Below are 2,078 nucleotides of genomic sequence, written 5' to 3' on the forward strand. Positions count from 1 at the left end.
GTCACTGAGGTCAATAAAGTCAAAACTATTGCGACCCAAGAGATGAAGCGCGCCAAGGCTATACCAAATTCTCATGATTTTTTATCAAAATTAGGTCCGGATTGCTGGTCAATCGCAACGAGTGGACCTAGAGCGGTCGCAACAACAAGCTTGGAAGCCTCCGGTTTTACGTTGCCAAAGGTCATGATTTGTGCCGAAGATGTGGTACGAGGTAAGCCAGCACCGGATCCTTTCCTTAAAGCCGCAGAAGCTTTGGGCGCAAAACCAGAAGATTGCGTCGCAGTTGAAGATTCACCATCTGGCGTACTATCGGCCAAGAAGGCAGGATGTTTCACTATCGCTCTATTAACCAGCCATACCAGAGAAGAATTGAACCAAGCGGATTTGATCGTAAATGGGTTTGATGAACTCATACTTACTCGCAGTCAAATTGGAACCTATCAGATTCATCTTGCTAATTAGAAAGCTCCTTTAATTGTGTCGTAAGAGGAATAGATAACAATGAAACTAGTATCGCCCTCAAAAGAATTTGAGTCCGCTTTTAAGGTGTATTATCAAGACTTCTTGGAGCACGACATCGATAACTCTGATTATTACAAAGACGGTGTTCTTGATTTTTCTCGTTATATTGAATGCTTAAATGATGAGGCTAGAGGCGTTAACTTACCCGATGGTTATGTGCCATGTAATCATTATTGGTTGGTAAATGATGAAGGAGAGATACTCGGCGCCATTCGTGTTCGTCATCGCATCGATAATGAGTTTCTGTCACTTGAAGCGGGGCACATTGGCTACGATATTGCTCCCTCAAAGAGAGGTTCTGGCTATGGTAAGGCAATACTCAAATTCGCTATTCCAAAAGCGAGCTCTCTAGGTATTAAACAAGCTTTGATTACCGCAGACGAAGACAATATAGCTTCACGAAAAGTCATTGAGGCAAATGGCGGTAAGTTTGAAAAAATAGTTTTTGGTAAAGTTTTTCCTGGTCCAGTAGCTCGTTATTGGCTTGACTGTCAGTAACGTAATGCAGTTTAGGAGACAGATAAAAAGGAGTTTTGATGTTCAAACTAGAAACTAACCGATTAGTTCTTCGAGATATGACGCTTGAAGATAAAAGCGCGTTTGTGGCCATGTCACAGGACGCCAAATATCAGCGTTTCTATGATGAAACTGATTGTGAGCCTAGTAAGTACCATCAACTCACCCAATTGTTTGTTGAACAGGCTGAGGAAGATCCTCGTCAGTCCTATCAATTAGCTGTGGAAAGTAAAGAGTCAGGGAAGTTTATCGGAACCGTGTGTTTACGCCTTGAAGATAACCAGCAAGCTTCAATGGGCTGCGCTTTTGCGAGAGCAATTCAGGGGAAAGGGCTACCCGTAGAAGCGGCCAAAGCTCTGGCTGGTTTTGGGTTTTCAGAGTTAGGTGTTCATCGAATTTATGCAGAAACCATTGGTGAGAATCTAGCGGCGATAAGATTGTGTAAGTCACTCGGGATGAGACAAGAAGCTTGCTTTAAAGAGCACCGATTCTTCAAAAATAAGTGGTGGGATACCGTTGTATTAGCGATGCTTCGCTCAGAGTGGGAAGGTGAGAGTAATGGAAAGTGAACGACTTAAATTAACACCTCCTTCATTAATCCATACTGATGAAATGTTTAACGTTGTTCAAGAATGTATGGCTGAGTTGTCCGAATTCCTGCCTTGGGTTTCTGAATCGTTAACTCGGCAACAACTTAAACTCAATACTCAAGAGGCTGCCAGTAATTTCTCTAATTTTGTGGGGGAGTTTTGGTTCAGTATTATTGAAAAGAATACTGAGGCGTTCATCGGCGCCATTGGTTTTATTGTCCGAGACGACTCTATACCTTGTTTTGAAATCGGTTATTGGTTACGAACTTCGAAAACGGGATTTGGTTATGTGAGCGAGGCGATTCAACTCGTTGAAGAGTTTGCCTTTCTTGATAAAGGGGCAAAGCGTGTTGAGATAAAAATGGCAGCAACGAATGTGAAAAGTCAGGCAGTGGCGCAGCGATGTGGCTACCAGCAAGAAGCTCGTTTAGCTAATGCTAGGCGTTTACC

Annotated in this window: 4 protein-coding genes; all 4 read left to right on the top strand. The window is 42.9% G+C overall.

Annotated elements, in window-relative coordinates; all coding sequences use genetic code 11:
• Nucleotides 1-462: HAD-IA family hydrolase (locus tag BCT81_RS05305; RefSeq protein ID WP_102423442.1), on the top strand; the 462-nt coding region annotated here is incomplete at its 5' end.
• 39 nt (nt 463-501) lie between these two features.
• Nucleotides 502-1,020, top strand: a complete 519-nt coding sequence (locus BCT81_RS05310) for a GNAT family N-acetyltransferase (RefSeq protein ID WP_102423443.1) — start codon at nt 502-504, stop codon at nt 1,018-1,020.
• 38 nt (nt 1,021-1,058) lie between these two features.
• On the top strand, nt 1,059-1,607 hold the full coding sequence (locus tag BCT81_RS05315) for a GNAT family protein (protein ID WP_102423444.1): 549 nt from the start codon (nt 1,059-1,061) through the stop codon (nt 1,605-1,607).
• Nucleotides 1,597-2,078 (top strand): GNAT family N-acetyltransferase (locus tag BCT81_RS05320; protein WP_102423445.1); only part of this gene is annotated, 482 nt, incomplete at its 3' end. The genes BCT81_RS05315 and BCT81_RS05320, both read left to right, overlap by 11 nt.

Source organism: Vibrio sp. 10N.261.52.A1 (genome assembly GCF_002876325.1).
GTDB classification, from domain to species: domain Bacteria; phylum Pseudomonadota; class Gammaproteobacteria; order Enterobacterales; family Vibrionaceae; genus Vibrio; species Vibrio chagasii.

Bases quoted from the DNA above. Each gene is read 5' to 3' on its own strand.
- BCT81_RS05310 (WP_102423443.1), top strand. From the start codon at position 502: ATGAAACTAGTATCGCCCTCAAAAGAATTTGAGTCCGCTTTTAAGGTG.
- BCT81_RS05315 (WP_102423444.1), top strand. From the start codon at position 1,059: ATGTTCAAACTAGAAACTAACCGATTAGTTCTTCGAGATATGACGCTT.